The 20,552-nt window shown below is 58.9% G+C and carries 18 protein-coding genes; 17 read left to right on the top strand and 1 reads right to left on the bottom strand.

The features are described from left to right. Positions 1-29: 29 nt before the first annotated feature. Positions 30-812 carry a type I methionyl aminopeptidase gene (gene map, locus AC07VV_RS15155; protein ID WP_096819629.1) on the bottom strand — a complete coding sequence of 261 codons (783 nt, stop codon included), beginning with the start codon at positions 810-812 and terminating at the stop codon, positions 30-32. A gap of 373 nt (positions 813-1,185) precedes the next feature. Here map and rpsB point away from each other — a divergent pair, with 373 nt between their 5' ends. The 17 genes from rpsB to AC07VV_RS15070 all read left to right on the top strand — a co-directional run bounded on the left by rpsB (position 1,186) and on the right by AC07VV_RS15070 (position 20,486). Further along, a complete protein-coding gene (gene rpsB, locus AC07VV_RS15150) occupies positions 1,186-1,923 on the top strand; it encodes a 30S ribosomal protein S2 (protein WP_003222119.1) in 738 nt (245 codons plus the stop codon). A gap of 191 nt (positions 1,924-2,114) precedes the next feature. Then, entirely contained in the window at positions 2,115-2,978 is an 864-nt protein-coding gene (tsf, locus tag AC07VV_RS15145) for a translation elongation factor Ts (protein ID WP_096819628.1), read from the top strand. Between the two features lie 210 nt (positions 2,979-3,188). After that, complete coding sequence (pyrH, locus tag AC07VV_RS15140) at positions 3,189-3,932, top strand: UMP kinase (RefSeq protein WP_003222124.1); 744 nt, start codon at positions 3,189-3,191, stop codon at positions 3,930-3,932. Then, positions 3,929-4,486 (top strand): ribosome recycling factor, encoded by a 558-nt coding sequence (frr, locus tag AC07VV_RS15135; protein ID WP_096819627.1) that lies wholly within the window; start codon positions 3,929-3,931, stop codon positions 4,484-4,486. The genes pyrH and frr overlap by 4 nt, the downstream gene beginning before the upstream one ends. A gap of 14 nt (positions 4,487-4,500) precedes the next feature. Then, positions 4,501-5,256: a polyprenyl diphosphate synthase gene (gene uppS, locus AC07VV_RS15130; RefSeq protein WP_096819626.1), complete on the top strand. Its 756-nt coding sequence runs from the start codon at positions 4,501-4,503 to the stop codon at positions 5,254-5,256. Beyond that, positions 5,256-6,062 (top strand): phosphatidate cytidylyltransferase, encoded by an 807-nt coding sequence (locus AC07VV_RS15125; RefSeq protein ID WP_495036670.1) that lies wholly within the window; start codon positions 5,256-5,258, stop codon positions 6,060-6,062. The genes uppS and AC07VV_RS15125 overlap by 1 nt, the downstream gene beginning before the upstream one ends. Next, complete coding sequence (gene ispC, locus AC07VV_RS15120; RefSeq protein WP_096819624.1) at positions 6,059-7,249, top strand: 1-deoxy-D-xylulose-5-phosphate reductoisomerase; 1,191 nt, start codon at positions 6,059-6,061, stop codon at positions 7,247-7,249. Before AC07VV_RS15125 ends, ispC begins: the two co-directional genes overlap by 4 nt. A 53-nt stretch (positions 7,250-7,302) precedes the next feature. Beyond that, complete coding sequence (gene rseP, locus AC07VV_RS15115) at positions 7,303-8,655, top strand: sigma E protease regulator RseP (RefSeq protein ID WP_495036669.1); 1,353 nt, start codon at positions 7,303-7,305, stop codon at positions 8,653-8,655. Positions 8,656-8,729: 74 nt separating this feature from the next. After that, positions 8,730-11,102: an outer membrane protein assembly factor BamA gene (bamA, locus tag AC07VV_RS15110; RefSeq protein ID WP_495036668.1), complete on the top strand. Its 2,373-nt coding sequence runs from the start codon at positions 8,730-8,732 to the stop codon at positions 11,100-11,102. 45 nt (positions 11,103-11,147) lie between these two features. Further along, a complete protein-coding gene (locus AC07VV_RS15105) occupies positions 11,148-11,651 on the top strand; it encodes an OmpH/Skp family outer membrane protein (RefSeq protein ID WP_003222140.1) in 504 nt (167 codons plus the stop codon). A gap of 3 nt (positions 11,652-11,654) precedes the next feature. Continuing rightward, complete coding sequence (gene lpxD / locus AC07VV_RS15100) at positions 11,655-12,710, top strand: UDP-3-O-(3-hydroxymyristoyl)glucosamine N-acyltransferase (RefSeq protein ID WP_495036667.1); 1,056 nt, start codon at positions 11,655-11,657, stop codon at positions 12,708-12,710. A 106-nt stretch (positions 12,711-12,816) separates the two neighbouring features. Further along, on the top strand, positions 12,817-13,257 hold the full coding sequence (gene fabZ / locus AC07VV_RS15095) for a 3-hydroxyacyl-ACP dehydratase FabZ (protein ID WP_016771469.1): 441 nt from the start codon (positions 12,817-12,819) through the stop codon (positions 13,255-13,257). Beyond that, complete coding sequence (lpxA, locus tag AC07VV_RS15090; protein WP_085712845.1) at positions 13,254-14,030, top strand: acyl-ACP--UDP-N-acetylglucosamine O-acyltransferase; 777 nt, start codon at positions 13,254-13,256, stop codon at positions 14,028-14,030. The genes fabZ and lpxA overlap by 4 nt, the downstream gene beginning before the upstream one ends. A 2-nt stretch (positions 14,031-14,032) precedes the next feature. Then, the gene (gene lpxB / locus AC07VV_RS15085) at positions 14,033-15,163 is read left to right on the top strand and encodes a lipid-A-disaccharide synthase (RefSeq protein ID WP_096819620.1); all 1,131 of its coding nucleotides are present in this window, start codon (positions 14,033-14,035) and stop codon (positions 15,161-15,163) included. A gap of 11 nt (positions 15,164-15,174) precedes the next feature. Next, positions 15,175-15,801, top strand: a complete 627-nt coding sequence (gene rnhB / locus AC07VV_RS15080) for a ribonuclease HII (protein WP_085712847.1) — start codon at positions 15,175-15,177, stop codon at positions 15,799-15,801. 76 nt (positions 15,802-15,877) lie between these two features. Next, entirely contained in the window at positions 15,878-19,399 is a 3,522-nt protein-coding gene (dnaE, locus tag AC07VV_RS15075; protein WP_495036666.1) for a DNA polymerase III subunit alpha, read from the top strand. A 139-nt stretch (positions 19,400-19,538) separates the two neighbouring features. Continuing rightward, on the top strand, positions 19,539-20,486 hold the full coding sequence (locus AC07VV_RS15070; protein ID WP_085748116.1) for an acetyl-CoA carboxylase carboxyltransferase subunit alpha: 948 nt from the start codon (positions 19,539-19,541) through the stop codon (positions 20,484-20,486). The last annotated feature ends 66 nt before the right edge of the window (positions 20,487-20,552 follow it).

Here is a 20,552-nt window from a genome sequence, read left to right as displayed (position 1 = left end):
CCTTCTATAGGCTGGGAGCGGTGTCGGGATCAGGCCGATACGCGCGGGATCGTGTCATCGCTGCGCAGGGTGAAGATCTCGTAGCCGGTGTCGGTGACAAGCAAAGTGTGTTCCCACTGGGCCGACAGCTTGCGATCCTTGGTGATCGCGGTCCAGCCGTCGCCCAGCACCTTGGTGTCGGCCTTGCCCTGGTTGATCATCGGTTCGATGGTGAAGGTCATGCCGGCCTTCAGTTCCATGCCGGTGCCGGCGCGGCCGTAGTGCAGGATCTGCGGCTCTTCGTGGAACACCTTGCCGATGCCGTGGCCGCAGAACTCGCGCACCACGGAGAAGCCGTTCTTTTCAGCGTGCTTCTGGATGATCTCGCCGATGTCGCCGAGACGGCAGCCGGGTTTGACGATCTCGATCGCCTTGTACATGCATTCCTGGGTGACCTGGGACAGGCGCTCGGCCCAGACCGGCACGGTGCCGACGTGGAACATGCGGCTGGTGTCGCCGTGGTAGCCGTCCTTGATCACGGTGACATCGATGTTCAGGGTGTCGCCGTTTTTCAGTGGCTTGTCGTTCGGGATGCCGTGGCAGACCACGTGGTTGATCGAGGTGCAGATCGACTTCGGGTAGCCCTTGTAGTTGAGCGGGGCGGGGATGGCCTTCTGCACGTCGACGATGTAGTCGTGGCAGATCTGGTTCAGCTCATCGGTGGTCACGCCCGGCTTGACGTGTTCGGCAATCATTTCCAGCACATCGGCGGCCAGTTTGCCGGCGACACGCATGGCGGCGATGTCCTCGGGGGTTTTGAGGGTGACGGTCATACAGGCTCTCTCTGCGCTCGGCGGCGCTTGTTGATACGGGCAGGGCGGCGGTTTTCGCCTGGTGGCCCTGAAAAACGCGATTCTAACAGACCAAAGGCGCAAATCCGCGCCTGCGTGCATCGCTTCGACCTATACAATAGTGCGCGTCAGGGCGATTCCAAGGGGCTGGCGCCCATGTCCCTGACGCGATTACAGATTCCGGGTTCCGTTTACGCCCTTCCTGTGATATAAAATGCGCCGCTTTCCGGGGATAGCTCCGGGAGCATTAACCCACACACGTGTCGACACGATGGCCTGGGTGCCTTTGATCCTCGGATCAGGGGTTGGTCATTGGGATACGTGGAGGCCCAACCCGACTTATCAAGGAACTATCATGTCCCAAGTCAATATGCGCGATATGCTGAAGGCCGGTGTGCACTTCGGTCACCAAACCCGTTACTGGAACCCGAAAATGGGTAAATACATTTTCGGCGCGCGTAACAAGATTCACATCATCAACCTTGAAAAAACCCTGCCAATGTTCAACGAAGCTCTGACTTTCGTAGAGCGTCTGGCCCAGGGCAAAAACAAGATTCTGTTCGTCGGCACCAAGCGTTCCGCTGGCAAGATCGTTGCTGAAGAAGCAGCACGTTGCGGTTCGCCGTACGTCGATCACCGCTGGTTGGGCGGCATGCTGACCAACTTCAAAACCATCCGTGCTTCCATCAAGCGTCTGCGTGACCTTGAAGTGCAAGCCGAAGACGGTACTTTCGCCAAGCTGACCAAGAAAGAAGCGCTGATGCGCTCCCGTGACCTTGAGAAGCTGGATCGCTCCCTGGGCGGCATCAAGGACATGGGCGGTCTGCCAGACGCACTGTTCGTGATCGACGTTGACCACGAGCGCATCGCGATCACCGAAGCCAACAAGCTGGGCATCCCGGTCATCGGCGTTGTCGATACCAACAGCAGCCCGGAAGGCGTTGACTACATCATCCCAGGCAACGATGACGCAATCCGCGCTATCCAGCTGTACATGGGTTCGATGGCTGACGCTGTGATCCGTGGTCGCAACAATGTTGCTGGCGGCACTGTTGAGTTCGCAGCTGAAGAAACTCAGGCTGCAGCTGAGTAATTGACGCCCTGGCGTTGACTCAGTAAGCAAAAAGGGGGCTTGGCCCCCTTTTTGCCACCTCGAAAACCAACTTGTCGGCAGCGCAGCTACAGCATCTGTAACGTGCAGCGGCTACAAGGTGGTTCGGGAAGAATTGAACGCCCGTTCGATCGGGTGGAATGGTTGAAAACCTATCCAAGAGGAATTTGAAAATGGCAGCAATTACTGCAGCGTTGGTTAAAGAACTGCGCGAGCGTACCGGCGAAGGCATGATGGATTGCAAGAAAGCCCTGGAAAAGGCTGACGGCGACATCGAAAAAGCCATTGATGACATGCGTGCTTCGGGCGCGATCAAGGCTGCCAAGAAAGCTGGCAACGTTGCCGCTGAAGGCGCTATCGCCATCAAGTCGAACGACAAGGCAGCCGTGCTGCTGGAAGTCAACTCGCAGACCGACTTCCTGGCCCTGCAAGACGACTTCAAAAACTTCGTTGCTGCCAGCGTAGAAAAAGCCTTCGACGAAAAACTGACCGACGCAGCTCCGCTGATCGCCGCTCAGGAATCGGCTCGTGAAGCTCTGGTTGCCAAAGTCGGCGAGAACGTCAACATCCGTCGTCTGGTACGCGTAGAGGGTGACGTTGTCGGCACCTACCTGCACGGTAACAAGATCGGTGTTGCTGTTGTCCTGAAAGGCGGTGACGTCGAGCTGGCCAAAGACATCGCGATGCACGTTGCTGCAAGCAACCCTGAGTTCCTGCTGCCTTCGCAAGTCTCCGACGAAGCGATCGAGCGTGAGAAGGCTGTGTTCCTGCAGCTGAACGAAGAGAAGATCAAAGGCAAGCCAGAAAACATTGTTGAGAACATGGTCAAAGGCCGTATCAGCAAGTTCCTGGCAGAAGCGAGCCTGGTTGAGCAGGCGTTCGTCAAGAACCCTGAAGTCAAGGTTGGCGATCTGGCCAAGAAAGCCGGTGCTGAAATCGTTTCCTTCACCTACTTCAAAGTAGGCGAAGGCATCGAGAAGCCGGTCGACAACTTCGCTGAAGAAGTTGCTGCCCAGCTGGCTGCCGCCAAGCAATAAGACAGTTTTTCAACTGTCGCCCGAAAGAGGCTGCCCGCTCACGCGCGCAGCCTCTTTTCAGATAGGGTTACCAATTTTTAATTGGTTTCCCCTTGGAACTGACTTACAAAGCCATGTTCCGATGGCGCTGAAGCAGCGCCAAGCTAGAGTGAACGCCAGCTGTAAACAGCTCGCAAAGAATTTTTAAATACGCCGCAGGAGAGATTCGCAATGGCTCAGCAGGGCAGTGGTTATCAGGCTCGCTATAAACGCATTCTACTCAAGCTTAGCGGCGAGGCCCTGATGGGCTCGGAAGAGTTCGGGATCGATCCGAAAGTGCTGGATCGCATGGCGCTGGAAGTCGGCCAACTGGTCGGTATCGGCGTTCAGGTCGGTCTGGTGATCGGCGGCGGCAACTTGTTCCGCGGTGAAGCGCTGAGCAAGGCCGGCATGGATCGGGTCACAGGCGACCACATGGGCATGCTGGCCACTGTGATGAACGCCCTGGCCATGCGCGATGCGCTGGAACGTGCCAATATCTCGGCCATCGTGATGTCGGCCATTTCCATGGTGGGTGTGACCGATCACTATGATCGTCGCAAAGCCATGCGTCACCTGAACTCCAAGGACGTGGTGATTTTCGCGGCCGGTACCGGCAATCCGTTTTTCACCACGGATTCGGCAGCCTGCCTGCGCGCAATCGAAATCGATGCGGACGTCGTACTCAAGGCGACCAAGGTCGACGGCGTCTACACTGCCGACCCGTTCAAAGACCCGCATGCCGAGAAGTTCGATCATCTGACTTATGATGAAGTACTGGATCGCAAGCTGGGTGTAATGGATCTGACGGCTATCTGCCTGTGCCGTGACCACAAGATGCCGCTGCGCGTATTCAACATGAACAAGCCTGGTGCCCTGCTGAACATCGTCCATGGCGGCGCTGAAGGCACCCTGATCGAGGAAGGTCAACAATGATCAACGAAATCAAGAAAGACGCTAAAGAGCGCATGACGAAGTCCGTCGAGTCTCTGGCTCACAACTTCGGTCGCATTCGTACCGGTCAAGCGCACCCAAGCATTCTGGAAGGTGTGATGGTTCCGTACTACGGTTCCGACACTCCGATCAAGCAAGTGGCCAACATCACCGTCAAGGACGCCCGTACCCTGCAAGTTGTGGCGTTCGAGCGCAACATGCTCGGTGCTGTGGACAAGGCGATTGGTAGCGCGGGTCTGAACCTGAACCCGACCAACCTCGGTGAGCTGCTGCTGATCAGCATGCCGGCCCTGACTGAAGAAACCCGTCGTGGTTTCACCAAGCAGGCGCGTGATGTGGCTGAAGACGCTCGTGTTGCCGTGCGCAACATCCGTCGCGATGCCAACAGCTCGCTGAAGGATCTGGTTAAAGAGAAAGAAATCAGCGAAGACGAAGAGCGTCGTGCCACTGGCGAAATCGACGACCTGACCAAGAAGTTCGTGGCTGAAATCGACGCGAAGCTGGCAGAGAAAGAAAAAGACCTGATGGCCGTATAAGGGTCGAGCTTTAAATGGATAAGACCAAGCAGACTGCGCCGTCCGCGGTGCCGCGCCATGTCGCGATCATCATGGATGGCAACAATCGCTGGGCGAAAAAACGCTTTATGCCGGGTGTCGCCGGGCATAAAGCGGGCGTGGACGCTGTCCGGGCGGTGATCGAGGTGTGTGCCGAGGCCGGGGTCGAGGTGCTGACCCTGTTCGCCTTTTCCAGTGAAAACTGGCAGCGCCCGGCCGATGAGGTCAGTGCCTTGATGGACCTGTTCTTCAAGGCATTGCGTCGTGAGGCCAAGCGCCTCAACGACAACAACATCAGTCTGCGCATCATTGGCGACCGTTCGCGTTTCCATCCCGAGCTTCAAGCTGCCATGCGCGAAGCCGAGGCCATGACCGCGGGCGCCAATCGTTTTGTCCTGCAGATCGCCGCCAACTACGGCGGTCAGTGGGATATCGCGCAAGCGGCGCAGCGCCTGGCTCGTGAGGTTCAGGCCGGGCATCTGCGTCCGGAAGACATCACGCCGGATCTGTTGCAAACCTGTCTGGCGACCGGTGACCTGCCGCTGCCGGATCTGTGCATCCGCACTGGCGGCGAGCACCGCATCAGCAACTTCCTGCTGTGGCAACTGGCCTATGCCGAGTTGTACTTCTCCGACCTGTTCTGGCCGGACTTCAAACACGATGCCATGCGTATTGCGCTGGCCGATTTCGCTTCGCGTCAGCGTCGTTTCGGTAAAACGAGCGAGCAGATCGAAGCTGGAGCCCGGGTTTAATGCTTAAACAACGAATCATCACTGCGCTGATCCTGCTGCCGATTGCCCTGGGCGGGTTTTTCCTGCTCGAGGGTTCCGGTTTTGCGCTGTTCATCGGGCTGGTCGTGAGTCTGGGTGCCTGGGAATGGGCGCGCCTGGCCGGCTTTACTGCGCAATCGTTCCGCGTCGGTTATGCGGCAGTGGTCGCGCTGATGTTGTTCGTCATGTACATCCTGCCGGGGCTGGCGCCTTGGGTGCTCGGCGCCTCGGTGATCTGGTGGGCGGTGGCGACCTGGCTGGTGCTGACCTATCCGCGCTCCAGTGAGCGCTGGGCCAGCGCCGCGAGCAAACTGGTGATCGGTTTGTTGATTCTGCTGCCTGCCTGGCAAGGTCTGATCCAGATCAAGCAATACCCGCTCGGCAACTGGCTGATCATGGCGGTGATGGTGCTGGTCTGGGGCGCCGATATCGGTGCCTATTTCTCCGGCCGTGCTTTCGGCAAGCGCAAGCTGGCCCCGCAAGTCAGCCCGGGCAAAAGCTGGGAAGGCGTGTATGGCGGTCTGGCGCTGAGCCTGGTGATCACCACGCTGGTCGCTCTGTTTCGTGACTGGACGGTGGCGCAGTTGTTCAAGGGCCTGATCGGCGCTGCGCTGATCGTGTTCATCTCGGTGGTGGGTGATCTGACGGAAAGCATGTTCAAGCGCCAGTCCGGCATCAAGGACAGCAGTAATCTGCTGCCTGGTCATGGCGGCGTACTGGATCGCATTGACAGTCTGACAGCGGCGATCCCGGTATTCGCGGTGTTGCTGTGGATGGCTGCGCCGTGAGTCGCCCGCAGCAGATTACCGTACTGGGGGCAACCGGCTCGATCGGTCTGAGCACCCTCGATGTCATTGCTCGTCATCCTGAGCGATACCAGGTTTTTGCACTGAGTGGCTTTACTCGTCTCAGTGAGCTGTTTGCCTTGTGCGTGCGCCATGTCCCTCAGTTTGCAGTAGTGCCGGAAGTCGGTGCCGCTCGTGGTTTGCAGGACGACTTGCGTGCCGCGGGGCTGTCGACTCGGGTGCTGGTAGGGGAGGAGGGCCTGTGTCAGGTCGCGGCTGCCCCTGAGGTGGATGCCGTGATGGCGGCCATCGTCGGCGCTGCGGGTCTGCGTCCGACCCTTGCGGCGGTCGAGGCGGGCAAGAAGATCCTCCTGGCCAACAAGGAGGCGCTGGTGATGTCCGGCGCCTTGTTCATGGACGCTGTGCGCAAGAGCGGTTCGGTCCTGCTGCCAATCGACAGCGAGCACAATGCGATTTTCCAGTGCATGCCGCAGGATTTTGCCCGTGGCTTGAGTACTGTCGGTGTGCGTCGGATTTTGCTGACAGCCTCCGGCGGTCCTTTCCGGCAGACGCCGATGGCCGAACTGGCGCATGTTTCACCCGACCAGGCCTGTGCTCATCCGAACTGGTCCATGGGCCGCAAGATTTCCGTGGATTCGGCCAGCATGATGAACAAGGGGCTCGAGTTGATCGAGGCCTGCTGGTTATTTGATGCCAGGCCGTCGCAAGTCGAAGTGGTGATCCATCCACAGAGCGTGATTCATTCTCTGGTTGATTATGTGGACGGCTCGGTGCTGGCGCAGTTGGGCAATCCCGACATGCGCACCCCGATCGCCAATGCGCTGGCCTGGCCTGAGCGCATCGATTCCGGCGTGGCGCCACTGGACCTGTTTGCCATCGCGCGTCTTGACTTCGAAGCGCCCGATGAAGAGCGCTTTCCGTGCCTGCGACTCGCGCGTCAGGCGGCCGAGGCCGGCAACAGTGCCCCGGCCATGCTCAATGCCGCGAATGAAGTGGCAGTGGCAGCGTTTCTCGACGGGCGGGTTCGCTACCTGGAAATCGCGAGTATCATCGAGGAAGTGTTGAATCTCGAGCCGGTAGTTGCTCTGAATGATCTCGATGCAGTGTTCACGGCGGACGCGGCAGCACGCGCTCTGGCCGGGCAATGGTTGACCCGTCACGGTCGATAGGCCCTGCGGTACATGGCTCCACGCGGCATAGAACAGGATTGCGGAGAAAGTAGATGAGCGCGCTCTATATGATTGCCGGCACCCTGATCGCCTTGGGTGTGCTGGTCACCTTTCACGAATTCGGCCACTTCTGGGTCGCGCGTCGCTGTGGCGTCAAGGTTCTGCGCTTTTCCGTAGGCTTTGGCATGCCGTTGCTGCGCTGGCACGACAAGCAGGGGACCGAGTTTGTTGTCGCGGCCATTCCGCTGGGCGGCTACGTCAAGATGCTCGATGAGCGTGAAGGCGAAGTGCCCGCTGAGCAGCTTCATCAATCTTTCAATCGCAAGTCCGTTCGTCAGCGTATTGCCATCGTTGCAGCCGGCCCGGTCGCCAACTTCCTGTTGGCCATGGTGTTCTTCTGGGTGCTGGCCATGCTGGGCAGCGAGCAGGTGCGTCCGGTCATCGGTGCGGTCGAGTCCGGCAGTCTCGCGGCAAAGGCCGGGCTGAATGCGGGCCAGGAAATCATTGCCATCGACGGTGAGCCGACTTCTGGCTGGGCGGCGGTCAATCTGCAATTGGTGCGTCGTCTGGGGGAAAGCGGTTCCCTGCAGGTGCTGGTGCGCGAGCAGGGCTCCACGGCCGATTCGCCACGTGAACTTGCACTCGATCACTGGCTGAAGGGTGCCGACGAGCCGGATCCGATTCGCTCCCTGGGTATCCGCCCGTGGCGTCCGGCATTGCCGCCGATTCTCGCTGAACTCGATCCGAAAGGCCCGGCTCAGGCAGCCGGTCTGAAAACCGGCGACCGTCTGCTGGCGCTGGATGGCAAGGCGCTGGATGACTGGCAGCAGGTGGTCGATACCGTTCGTACGCGTCCTGATACCAAAATCATGCTGCACGTCGAGCGCGACGGTGCTCAAATCGACATCCCTGTGACGCTGGCAGCACGTGGCGAAAGCAAGTCGCCAAGCGGTTATCTGGGGGCTGGAGTGAAAGCTGTCGACTGGCCGCCGGAGATGATCCGCGAGGTCAGTTATGGTCCTTTGGCCGCGATTGGCGAGGGCGCTCGTCGTACCTGGACCATGAGTGTCCTGACGCTGGATTCACTGAAGAAAATGCTGTTCGGCGAGCTCTCGGTAAAAAACTTGAGTGGACCGATAACCATTGCTAAAGTGGCGGGCGCTTCTGCCCAGTCGGGTGTCGCTGATTTCCTGAATTTCCTTGCTTATCTGAGTATTAGCCTGGGGGTTCTGAATTTGCTGCCCATTCCTGTACTGGATGGGGGGCATTTGTTGTTTTATCTGATCGAGTGGGCGCGTGGTCGTCCCTTGTCGGATCGGGTGCAAGGTTGGGGGATACAGATCGGTATCAGTTTGGTGGTCGGGGTGATGTTGCTTGCTCTGGTCAACGATCTGGGTCGACTGTAACGCTTCGCTGAATTGCGAATCTGCCGCATTTTGCGGCAGTTTGTTTATTGCCAGTTGGAATAAGAAAGGACTTCATGAAACGTCTGCTGCTAACTGCGGTTCTCACCGTATTGATGATCGCCGAAGTTCACGCCGAGTCCTTCACTATCTCTGATATTCGCGTCAATGGCCTCCAGCGGGTCTCCGCGGGTAGCGTCTTTGGTGCCTTGCCGTTGAACGTCGGCGAGCAGGCGGATGATCGTCGCCTGGTGGAATCCACTCGTGCGTTGTTCAAAACCGGTTTCTTTCAAGATATCCAGCTGGGCCGCGAAGGCAACGTTCTGGTGATCACCGTCGTCGAACGTCCATCGGTCGCGAGCATCGAGATCGAAGGCAACAAGGCGATCTCCACCGAAGACCTGATGAAGGGCCTCAAGCAATCCGGTCTGGCCGAAGGCGAGATCTTCCAGCGTGCGACCCTCGAAGGCGTGCGTAACGAGTTGCAACGTCAATACGTTGCACAAGGTCGTTATTCGGCCACGGTTGATACCGAAGTGGTATCGCAGCCGCGTAACCGTGTCGGCCTGAAAGTGAAGATCAACGAAGGCACCGTTGCTGCCATTCAGCACATCAACGTGGTGGGTAACACGGTTTTCCCTGAAGAAGACCTGACCGACCTGTTCGAACTGAAAACCACCAACTGGCTGTCGTTCTTCAAGAACGACGACAAGTACGCCCGTGAAAAGCTTTCCGGTGACCTGGAGCGTCTGCGTTCCTACTACCTGGACCGCGGCTATATCAACATGGATATCGCTTCGACCCAGGTGTCCATCACCCCGGACAAGAAACACGTCTACATCACCGTCAACGTGACCGAAGGCGAGAAGTACACCGTTCGTGACGTCAAGCTCAGCGGTGACCTGAAAGTTCCTGAAGACCAGGTCAAGTCGCTGCTGCTGGTGCAGAAAGGCCAGGTGTTCTCGCGCAAGCTGATGACCACCACCTCGGAACTGATCACTCGTCGTCTGGGTAACGAGGGCTACACCTTCGCCAACGTCAACGGTGTTCCGCAGCCGCACGATGATGACCACACCGTGGACATCCTGTTCGCTGTCGATCCGGGCAAGCGTGCCTACGTCAACCGCATCAACTTCCGTGGCAACACCAAGTCCGAAGACGAAGTGCTGCGCCGTGAAATGCGTCAGATGGAAGGTGGCTGGGCTTCGACCTACCTGATCGACCAGTCCAAGACCCGTCTGGAGCGTCTGGGCTTCTTCAAAGAGGTCAACGTTGAAACTCCGGCCGTTCCGGGTGTCGACGACCAGGTTGACGTGAACTACAGCGTTGAAGAACAGGCTTCCGGCTCGATCACCGCCAGCGTCGGTTTCGCCCAGAGCGCCGGTCTGATCCTCGGTGGCTCGATTACCCAGAACAACTTCCTGGGTACCGGTAACCGCGTCAGCGTCGGCCTGACCCGAAGCGAATACCAGAGCCGCTACAACTTCGGCTACGTTGACCCCTACTGGACCGCCGATGGCGTGAGCCTGGGCTACAACGCGTTCTATCGCACCACCGACTACAAAGACCTCGACGTCGACGTAGCAAGCTACGCGGTGGACAGCCTGGGTGCCGGTGTGAACGTTGGCTACCCGATCAGCGAGACTTCGCGTCTGACCTTCGGTCTGTCCGCTCAGCAGGACAAGATCAAGACCGGTACATACACCGTTGACGAGATTTTCGACTTCGTGAACCGTGAAGGCGATCAGTACCTGAACTTCAAGGCTTCGGCCGGTTGGTCCGAATCGACCCTGAACAAGGGCGTGCTGCCGACCCGTGGCCGTTCCCAGAGCCTGACTCTGGAAACCACCATTCCAGGCAGCGACCTGTCGTTCTACAAGCTTGACTACCGTGGCCAGCTGTTCCAGCCGATCACCGAGAACTACACCCTGCGTCTGCACACCGAATTGGGTTATGGCGACGGTTATGGTTCGACCGAAGGCTTGCCATTCTATGAAAACTACTATGCTGGTGGTTTCAACTCGGTACGTGGCTTCAAGGACAGCACTCTGGGTCCGCGCAGTACACCAAGTACCGGTGCAAACGGCACTCTGCGAGATCCGGATCAGGATCCACTGCCGTTCGGTGGTAACGTTCTGATCCAGGGTGGTGTTGAAGTGCTGTTCCCGCTGCCATTCGTCAAGGATCAACGTTCCCTGCGTACTTCGGTATTCTGGGATGTGGGTAACGTGTTTGATTCGCAGTGCAAGAACACCACGAACAGTGATGGTTCGAAGTCCAACACGCAGTGCAACGACATCAGCTTGAGCAACATGGCCAGTTCCGTCGGTGTCGGCGTGACCTGGGTTACCGCACTGGGTCCTTTGAGCTTCGCGTTGGCCACACCGATCAAGAAACCGGATAACGCTGAAACTCAAGTGTTCCAATTCTCCCTCGGCCAGACGTTCTAAGCGTCTGACCCAAGATAACGACAATGGATTTTGTAGGAGTACATCGTGCGTAAGTTGACTCAATTGGTTCTCCTGGCCTCCGTACTGGTGGCAGGCCCGGCATTTGCCGACATGAAAATCGCTGTTCTGAACTATCAGATGGCACTGCTGGAATCCGACGCAGCCAAGAAATACGCTGTAGATGCCGAGAAGAAGTTCGGTCCTCAACTGACCAAGCTCAAGACGCTGGAAAGCAGCGCCAAGGGTATCCAGGATCGTCTGATGGCTGGCGGCGACAAGATGCAGCAGGGCGAGCGTGAGCGTCTGGAGCTGGAATTCAAGCAAAAGGCCCGTGATTTCCAGTTCCAGTCCAAGGAACTGAACGAAGCCAAAGCCGTTGCTGACCGTGAAATGCTCAAGCAGCTCAAGCCGAAACTGGATAGCGCAGTGGAAGAAGTCATCAAGAAAGGTGGTTTTGACCTGGTGTTCGAGCGTGGCGCAGTGATCGATGTCAAACCTCAATATGACATCACGCGCCAGGTTATCGAGCGCATGAATCAGCTGAAGTAACCCATGACCGTGACTATCAAACTCGGCCAGTTGGCCGAGTTCCTCGGTGCCACCCTGAGTGGCGACCCCGAGAAGCAAATTACTGGGCTAGCCACCTTGCAGGAGGCTGGCCCAGCTCAGTTGAGCTTTCTGGCAAACCCCCAATACCGCAAATACCTCGCTGGCTCGCAGGCGGCGGCACTGCTGCTCAAAGCGGCTGATGCCGACGGTTATGCCGGTAATGCGTTGGTGGTGCCGGATCCTTATCTGGCTTACGCACGCATTTCCCACCTGTTCGATCCGAAGCCGAAATCTGCAGCCGGTATCCATCCGACCGCAGTGATTGCTTCGGACGCCATGGTCGATCCGACTGCCAGTATCGGTCCCTTTGTGGTGATCGAAGCCGGCGCCCGGATCGGTGCAGGCGTGACACTCGGCGCGCATTGCGTTGTCGGTGCCCGCAGCGAAGTCGGCGAAGGTGGCTGGCTGGCTCCGCGAGTGACGCTGTATCACGATGTGCGCATCGGCAAGCGGGTGGTGATCCAGTCCGGTGCAGTGCTCGGCGGTGAAGGCTTCGGCTTTGCCAACGAGAAAGGCATCTGGCAGAAAATCGCCCAGATCGGCGGCGTGACCATTGGCGACGATGTGGAGATTGGCGTGAACACCGCCATCGACCGCGGTGCGTTGGCCGATACCGTGATCGGCAACGGTGTGAAGCTCGACAACCAGATTCAGATCGCCCACAACGTTCAGGTCGGTGATCACACCGCCATGGCGGCGTGCGTGGGGATTTCCGGCAGCACCAAAATCGGCAAGCACTGCATGCTCGCCGGCGGTGTTGGCCTGGTAGGGCACATCGATATTTGCGACAACGTTTTCCTGACCGGGATGACCATGGTGACTCACTCGATTACCGAGCCGGGTGCCTATTCTTCCGGTACAGCCATGCAGCCGGCTGCCGAATGGCGCAAAAGCGCGGCACGCATCCGTCAGCTCGATGACCTCGCGCGACGGTTGAAACAGCTGGAAAAGCGGGCAGGGGAAGTGACCCCTGGCGGTAATGCTTCATCTGAAGGCTGATACCATTTCCATATCAAGTGTGCACAGCCTCTGGACTGCCTCCTTGATTTGCTAGAGGAGTGCGCGTCAGTCGCGCTCCCAATCTTTACATAGGCTTCCCCCCGAAATGATGGACATCAACGAGATTCGCGAATACCTGCCTCACCGTTACCCGTTCCTGCTGGTGGACCGGGTAGTGGAACTGGATACTGAAGGCAAGCGAATTCGCGCCTACAAGAATGTCAGCATCAACGAACCGTTCTTCAATGGTCACTTCCCTGCGCATCCGATCATGCCGGGCGTCCTGATCATCGAAGCGATGGCTCAGGCAGCCGGGATTCTCGGTTTCAAGATGCTCGACGTGAAGCCCGCTGATGGCACGCTTTACTACTTTGTCGGCTCCGACAAACTGCGTTTCCGCCAGCCGGTCAAGCCTGGCGATCAGTTGATTCTTGAGGCCACGTTCATTAGCTGCAAGCGCAAGATCTGGAAGTTTGAATGCCAGGCGTCGGTTGATGGCAAGCCGGTCTGCTCCGCCGAGATCATCTGCGCGGAACAAAAAGTATGAGTTTGATTGACCCTCGCGCAATCATCGATCCTTCGGCCGTACTGGCTGAAGGTGTCGAGGTCGGCCCGTGGTCGATCATCGGCGCAGGTGTGGAAATCGGCGAGGGGACAGTGATCGGGCCGCACGTGATCCTCAAAGGCCCGACCCGAATCGGCAAGCACAATCGCATCTACCAGTTTTCCTCGGTAGGCGAAGACACGCCTGATCTCAAGTACAAGGGTGAAGAAACCCGCCTGGTGATCGGTGACCATAACGTTATCCGTGAAGGCGTGACGATTCACCGTGGCACTGTTCAGGATCGCTCGGAAACCACCCTGGGCGATCACAACCTGATCATGGCTTACGCCCACATCGGTCACGACAGTGTCATCGGCAACCACTGCATTCTGGTCAACAACACCGCGTTGGCCGGGCATGTGCACGTCGAGGACTGGGCGATCCTGTCCGGTTTCACCCTGGTGCACCAGTATTGCCATATTGGCGCCCACAGCTTTTCCGGCATGGGCACCGCCATCGGCAAGGACGTTCCGGCGTTCGTCACGGTGTTCGGCAACCCGGCCGAAGCGCGCAGCATGAACTTCGAAGGCATGCGTCGTCGTGGGTTCAGCGAGGATGCCATTCATGCCTTGCGCCGCGCCTATAAAACTGTCTACCGCCAGGGACTGACTGTCGAGCAAGCCCTGGCCGAACTGGCCGAGCCTGCCGCCCAGTTCCCGGAAGTCGCGGTGTTCCGTGACTCCATCCAGTCGTCGTCTCGCGGCATCACCCGCTGATCATGGCCAATCTGCGTATTGCGCTGGTGGCGGGTGAGGCTTCCGGTGACATTCTGGGCGCCGGTCTGATGCGTGCCCTCAAGGCACAGCATCCCGCTGTCGAGTTCATCGGCGTCGGCGGCCCGTTGATGCAGGCCGAAGGCCTGAGCTCCTACTTCCCCATGGAGCGGCTGTCGGTCATGGGGCTGGTGGAAGTCCTCGGGCGACTGCGTGAACTGCTCAAGCGCCGCAAGGACCTGATCGCCACGCTGATCGCTGAAAAGCCGGATGTGTTCATTGGCATCGACGCCCCGGATTTCAACCTCAATATCGAACTCAAGCTGCGTCAGGCCGGGATCAAGACCGTGCACTACGTCAGCCCTTCGGTATGGGCGTGGCGGCAGAAGCGGGTGCTGAAGATCCGCGAAGGCTGCGACCTGATGCTCACGCTGCTGCCGTTCGAAGCCAGATTCTACGAGGAGAAAGGCGTGCCGGTGCGGTTCGTCGGTCATACGCTGGCCGATACCATTCCACTGGAAGCCGATCGCACTGCTGCGCGCGCCGAACTGGGACTGCCGGATGGTCCGCTGGTGGCTTTGATGCCGGGCAGTCGCGGCGGCGAAGTCAGTCGTCTGGGTGCACTTTTTCTCGATACCGCCGAACGCCTGCGCGCCATGCGCCCGGGTTTGCGCTTCGTCATACCGTGCGCCAATCCTGAGCGTCGGGCCCAGCTTGAAGAACTGCTGGCCGGTCGTGACCTGCCGGTGACCTTGCTCGACGGCAAATCCCACTTGGCCTTGGCAGCGTGCAACGCAGTCCTGATCGCGTCAGGCACTGCGACCCTCGAGGCGCTGCTGTACAAGCGCCCGATGGTCGTGGCCTATCGTCTGGCACCGCTGACGTTCTGGATTCTCAAACGCATGGTCAAGAGCCCGTACGTTTCCCTGCCGAACCTGCTGGCCCAGCGACTGCTGGTGCCGGAATTGTTGCAGGATGATGCGACGGTCGAAGCACTTGCCCAGACTCTGTCGCCGTTGATCGACGGTGGCGAAGAGCAGACGCGCGGCTTCGACGAGATCCACCGCACCCTGCGTCTGGACGCTTCCAATCAGGCGGCTGACGCCGTTCTGAACCTGATCGGTCAAACACGATGAGCAAGACAAGCATGCAGATGGGCCTGGATTTCACCCTGGTTGCCGAAGTCGAAGAGCTGGTGGCCGGCGTTGATGAAGTCGGTCGTGGCCCGTTGTGCGGGGCGGTCGTCACGGCGGCGGTGATCCTCGATCCGAACCGTCCGATTCTCGGTCTCAACGACTCGAAGAAACTCACTGAAGCCAAGCGTGAAAAGCTCTACGACGAAATCTGCGAGAAGGCACTGAGCTGGTGCATCGCCCGTGCCGAAGTCGAAGAAATCGACGAGCTGAACATCCTTCACGCCACCATGCTGGCGATGCAGCGCGCGGTGGCGGGGCTGCATATCCAGCCGAAACTGGCGATGATCGACGGCAACCGCTGCCCGAAACTGCCGATGCGTTCCGAAGCGGTGGTCAAGGGCGACAGCAAGGTGCCGGCCATCGCCGCCGCGTCGATTCTGGCCAAGGTCAGCCGTGACCGCGAGATGGCGGCGTTCGAATTGATCTATCCGGGTTACGGCATCGGTGGTCATAAAGGCTACCCGACGCCCGTTCATCTGGAAGCGTTGGTGCGCCTCGGGCCGACGCCGATTCACCGGCGTTCGTTTGCCCCGGTGCGGCAGGCTTATGAAGCGCTGGAAGGCCTCACGCAGGTTTAGCGGCGAGGCTGATGTTTTGTTCAGGGCCCGGTACAATCCGGGCCTTGTTGTCTCTATGTAACTGGACAGGATCACTATGCCGGCTTCATTCGTTCATCTACGCCTGCACACTGAATACTCCCTGGTCGACGGGCTGGTGCGGATCAAGCCGCTGGTCAAGGCCCTGACCGGCATGGGCATGCCGGCCGTTGCGGTTACCGACCAGAACAACATGTGTTCGTTGGTCAAATTCTATAAAAACACCATGGGCGCCGGGATCAAGCCGATCTGCGGCGCCGACCTGTGGCTGTCGAACAAGGACCCGGAGGGTCCGCTGAGCCGGATCAGCCTGCTGGTCATGAACGCCCTGGGTTATCGCAACCTGACCGAGCTGATTTCCCGTGGCTTCATCGAAGGTCAGCGCAACGGCATGATCATCATCGAGCGCGAGTGGGTCGCCGAGGCCAACGAAGGCCTGATCATGCTGTCCGCCGCGAAAGAAGGCGAGATCGGTATGGCCATGATCGGCGGCAACCCCGCCGAGGCAGAGACCCTGACGCGCGAATGGATGGCGGTGTTCCCGGATCGTTTCTATCTGGAGATTCAGCGTACCAACCGTCCGAATGACGAAGAACAATTGCACGGCGCCGTGGCCCTGGCCGACAAGCTCGGTGCGCCGTTGGTCGCGACCAACGATGTGCGTTTCATCAAGCAGGAAGACTTCGCCGCTCACGAAACCCGCGTCTGCATCGGTGAGGGCCGGGCCCTCGACGATCCGCGTCGTTCGAAGAACTACAGCGATCAGCAGTACCTGAAAAGCGCCGAGGAAATGGCCGAGCTGTTCAGCGACCTGCCGGATGCGGTGGAAAACTCCGTCGAGATCGCCAAGCGTTGCAACATTGAAGTGAAGCTGGGCACGCACTTTTTGCCCAACTTCCCGATCCCCGATGGCATGACCATCGACGAGTATTTCCGCAAGGTGTCCTTCGAAGGTCTGGAAGAGCGGTTAACCGTTCTGCTGCCAAGGGACACGACCGAAGACTACGAAGCCAAGCGGCAGGTCTATGTCGACCGACTGAATTTCGAGCTGGATATCATTATCCAGATGGGGTTCCCCGGTTACTTCCTGATCGTGATGGACTTCATCCAGTGGGCCAAGAACAACGGTGTGCCGGTGGGCCCGGGCCGGGGGTCGGGTGCCGGATCGCTGGTGGCCTACGTGCAGAAGATCACCGACCTCGACCCGCTGGAATACGACCTGCTGTTCGAACGTTTCCTTAACCCGGAACGGGTATCGATGCCCGACTTCGACGTCGACTTCTGCATGGACGGTCGCGACCGCGTGATCGACTACGTGGCGGAGAAATACGGCCGTAACGCCGTGAGCCAGATCATCACCTTCGGTTCCATGGCGGCGAAAGCTGTGGTGCGGGACGTGGCGCGGGCGCAGGGCAAGTCGTTCGGCCTGGCAGATCGCCTGTCGAAGATGATTCCGTTCGAAGTCGGCATGACCCTGGAAAAAGCCTACGAGCAGGAAGAAATCCTGCGCGACTTCATCAAGGTCGATGAAGAAGCGGCGGAAATCTGGGAGATGGCGCGCAAGCTTGAGGGCGTTGTGCGTAACGTCGGCAAGCACGCCGGTGGTGTGGTGATCGCACCGACCAAGCTGACCGACTTCTCGCCGATCTATTGCGACGAGGCCGGTGACGGTCTGGTAACCCAGTTCGACAAGGATGACGTCGAGGCGGCCGGTCTGGTGAAGTTCGACTTCCTCGGTCTGCGAACGCTGACGATCATCGACTGGGCGCTGAAAACCATCAACCGCGACCGCGCCAAGGTCAACGAGCCGCCGCTGGACATCGCGTTCATCCCGTTGGATGACAAACCGACGTATCAACTGCTGCAAAAAGCTGAAACCACCGCGGTATTCCAGCTTGAATCCCGCGGCATGAAAGAGCTGATCAAAAAACTCAAGCCCGACTGCCTGGAAGACTTGATCGCACTGGTGGCCCTGTTCCGTCCGGGTCCATTGCAATCGGGCATGGTGGATGACTTCATCAACCGTAAGCACGGTCGCGCCGAACTGGCCTATCCGCACTCCGATTACCAGTACGAGGGCCTCAAGCCCGTCCTGGCACCGACTTACGGCATCATCCTGTATCAGGAACAGGTGATGCAGATTGCCCAGGTCATGGCCGGTTACACCCTCGGTGGTGCGGACATGCTGCGGCGGGCCATGGGTAAGAAAAAGCCCGAGGAAATGGCCAAGCAGCGCGGCGGCTTCATTGAAGGTTGCGCCACCAACAATATCGACGCGGACCTGGCCGGTAACATTTTCGACCTGGTGGAGAAATTCGCCGGTTACGGCTTCAACAAATCCCACTCCGCCGCATACGGCCTGGTGTCGTACCAGACCGCCTGGCTGAAAGCCCACTACCCGGCGCCGTTCATGGCCGCGGTACTGTCGGCGGATATGCACAACACCGACAAGGTCGTGACCTTGATCGAGGAAGTGCGCACGATGAAACTGCGCCTCGACGCGCCGGACGTGAATACCTCGGAGTTCAAGTTCACGGTGAACGACGAAGGTCGCATCGTGTATGGCCTGGGCGCGATCAAAGGCGTCGGCGAAGGCCCGGTGGAAGCGATCACCGAGGCTCGTCAGGCCGGTCCGTTCAAGGATCTGTTCGACTTCTGCGCCCGGGTCGACCTCAAACGCATCAACAAGCGCACGCTGGACGGATTGATTCGCGGCGGCGCGCTGGATCGTCTCGGTCCGTACTTCAATGACGAGCAAAAGGCTTATCAGGCCAACATCGACCGTAACCGTGCCGTACTGCTGGCGGCGATGGAAGAGGCAATCAAGTCGGCCGAGCAGACTGCGCGTACCCGCGACAGTGGCCACGCCGACCTGTTCGGCGGGCTGTTCGTCGAGGAAGATGCGGACGTTTACGCGCTGCATCGCAAGGCCAAGGAACTGACCCTCAAGGAACGCCTCAAGGGTGAAAAAGACACCCTCGGCCTGTATCTGACCGGTCACCCGATCGACGAATACGAAGGCGAAATCCGCCGTTTCGCTCGCCAGCGCATCATCGACCTGAAACCGGCCCGGGATACCCAGACCGTGGCGGGGATGATCATTGCCCTGCGTGTGATGAAGAACAAAAAGGGCGACAAGATGGGCTTCATCACCCTCGACGACCGCTCCGGGCGGATCGAGGCGTCGCTGTTTGCCGAGGCGTTCCACTCCGCGCAATCGCTGCTGCAGACCGACGCAATGGTGGTGGTCGAAGGCGAGGTCAGCAACGATGACTTCTCCGGCGGCCTGCGCCTGCGGGTCAAGCGGGTGATGAGCATGGAAGATGCGCGCACCAACTTGGCCGAGAGCTTGCGCCTGAAGTTGCAGACCCAGGATCTGAAAGGCGATCAGCTACGCTGGTTGGGGGATTTGCTCAAGCGTCACCGCGGGGCATGCCCGATCACCATGGAATACACCAGTCCCGATGCGAAGACCTTGCTGCAGTTTGGCGAGACCTGGCGGATCGACCCGGCGGATGCCTTGATTCAAGCCCTGCGTGACCAGTTCGGGCGAGACAACGTCTTCCTCCAATACCGTTGACCGGCAGGTGATATCAAACCGCCTGCCCGCAACCTGAATTTTTAATCTCGACCTTAGCGCGCCTCTCCCTTAAGGTAGGGCGCGAATAGACAACCGGCCGGCCCAAGCTCACTTGGGACACGACCCTAGACGGACGCCTATGAACCCGAATTTTCTAGATTTCGAACAGCCGATCGCCGACCTGCAAGCCAAGATCGAAGAGTTGCGCTTGGTCGGTAATGACAATTCGCTGAATATCGGCGATGAGATCTCCCGCCTGCAGGACAAGAGCAAAACGCTCACCGAAGACATTTTCGGCAAGCTGACCAGCTGGCAGATCGCACGTCTGGCGCGTCACCCGAAACGTCCATACACCCTGGACTACATCGAACACATCTTCACCGAGTTCGACGAACTGCACGGTGATCGTCACTTCTCCGACGACGCGGCCATTGTGGGCGGCGTGGCACGTCTGGAAGACCAGCCAGTGATGGTCATCGGTCACCAGAAGGGCCGTGAAGTACGTGAAAAGGTACGCCGCAACTTCGGCATGCCGCGTCCGGAAGGCTACCGCAAGGCTTGCCGCCTGATGGAAATGGCCGAGCGTTTCAAAATGCCGATCCTGACCTTCATCGACACCCCGGGCGCCTACCCTGGGATCGACGCTGAAGAGCGTAACCAGAGCGAAGCGATTGCCTGGAACCTGCGTGTCATGGCTCGCCTGAAAACCCCGATCATCGCCACCGTGATTGGTGAAGGTGGTTCCGGCGGTGCACTGGCGATCGGTGTCTGCGATCAGTTGAACATGCTGCAGTACTCGACTTACGCGGTGATCTCGCCGGAAGGTTGCGCTTCTATTCTGTGGAAAACCGCAGAAAAGGCGCCGGATGCCGCTGAAGCGATGGGCATCACCGCCGAGCGCCTGAAAGGCCTGGGCATCGTCGACAAAGTGATTGGCGAGCCTCTGGGCGGCGCCCACCGTGATCCGGCGGCTGCCGCGGCCTCGATCCGTGCCGAGCTGAGCTCGCAACTGGCGATGCTGAAGAAGTTCGACAACGAAGCGCTGCTCAAGCGTCGTTACGATCGTCTGATGAGCTACGGCCTCTAAGTCGACCGCGCAATACCCGATGTGGGAGCGAGCCTGCTCGCGATGAGGGGTAACATTCAACCAATG

It is taken from the genome of Pseudomonas sp. GW821-FHT02C04, assembly GCF_059421845.1.
The sequence above is the reverse complement of the archived record's forward strand: the minus strand, read 5'-3'. Positions and strand labels throughout refer to the sequence as shown.